The organism is Geofilum rubicundum JCM 15548 (assembly GCF_000974365.1).
In the GTDB taxonomy this organism is placed as follows: Bacteria; Bacteroidota; Bacteroidia; order Bacteroidales; family Marinilabiliaceae; genus Geofilum; species Geofilum rubicundum.
This window is the reverse complement of sequence record NZ_BAZW01000155.1, coordinates 1-1,253: the sequence shown is the minus strand read 5'-3', so window position 1 is coordinate 1,253 and position 1,253 is coordinate 1. Positions and strand designations below refer to the sequence as shown.

1 protein-coding gene is annotated in these 1,253 nt (G+C 38.1%); it reads right to left on the bottom strand.

The genetic code is table 11. The features are described 5' to 3' along the window. Positions 1 to 1,154: IS1634 family transposase (locus tag JCM15548_RS20500; protein ID WP_062129085.1), on the bottom strand; the 1,154-nt coding region annotated here is incomplete at its 3' end. Positions 1,155 to 1,253 lie beyond the last annotated feature (99 nt).

The window sequence follows — 1,253 nt, the reverse complement described above, 5'->3', positions numbered from 1 at the left end:
AATGAACATTGACTCTTTTCTTTTATTGACAGGTATTTTTTATAGGCGCGGTTAGTTATAAACTTCTTGGTTAAAGGCTTGGAAGACGATAAACCAGCCCTAATTTTATCGAGTACGTCTTCCCGAGATTTTTTGTCCCTTTGGGCTCTTATTTTTGACCAGGTAATGATACAGCGTTCCTCATTCAGTTTTGTTTCACGGATGGCAAGCTCTGGATTGATCCATGAAAATTTTGATAAATCGTAGAAATCATCTTGTATGTCTTTCTTGAGCGTTCCAATTTTTAATCCAACAATAAACTCCCCGTTGCGTTTCTTTATGTGTTCCAGATTCTTAAAAGAGAAGAGCCCTCTGTCGGCAACGAAAATAAACCTCCGGATGGAAAGCTTTTGCGCTACACGCTCAACAATTCCATCTAAGGTGCTTCCCTCAAAAGTATTACCTGGATGTACTTCAAAACATAATGGAATACCATCGGTGTCGGTTAAAAGACCTAATACAACTTGTGTACAATCGCTTCTCATTTCTTTGCTGTAACCAAATTGGCGAAGTTCACCCATGTCCGTACGGGTGCTCTCAAAACGAAGGGTGGTGAGATCATACAAGACTACATCTACGTTTTGATTGAACAAGTTTTTGTCATAATTAAAAAGAAACCCTTCAATGTCTTCCTTGTGTTTTGAAAGCAAATCCAAGCTCCTATAAATATGCTGAAGACCGATCTCATGATCAATCATTTTTGGATATAATCGCTGTAGCCAGTTGTCGTATAATGAGAGTTTTGAAACCGGTTTTAAAAAACGTGAACAGATTTGAGTGAACACAGCCTTGGGGAAATCAAACTCAATTTTAGGATGATTCTTTTGAATCATATTCAGGCACTTATTCATCCCTAACTCGTCCATCATTTTTTTTATCACAAGTAAAGGGCCAAGGTAATAAGTGTCTTTTATATCAACATCCTTGGCCAAATTGAATACACGTAGCTTATCGCTATGCTTACTTATAGCTTCTGCCAGTTGATCCAACTTGCCGTCCTCTACTCGACCAAGGGACAATAGGGTACGCTGCTTAACTTTGCCACCATCTCGGTACGATTCTACCAGATGATAATAGGCAGTCCCTTTACTGTTTTTGGTGGTTTTTATGAACATATCCCGATGTTTCTTATTCAAACATAAGAAAAACGCGTTATAAACCAGTGCAAACCAGCACGATTAAGGGAAAATTGTTCACTACACTTTTTAAAAATT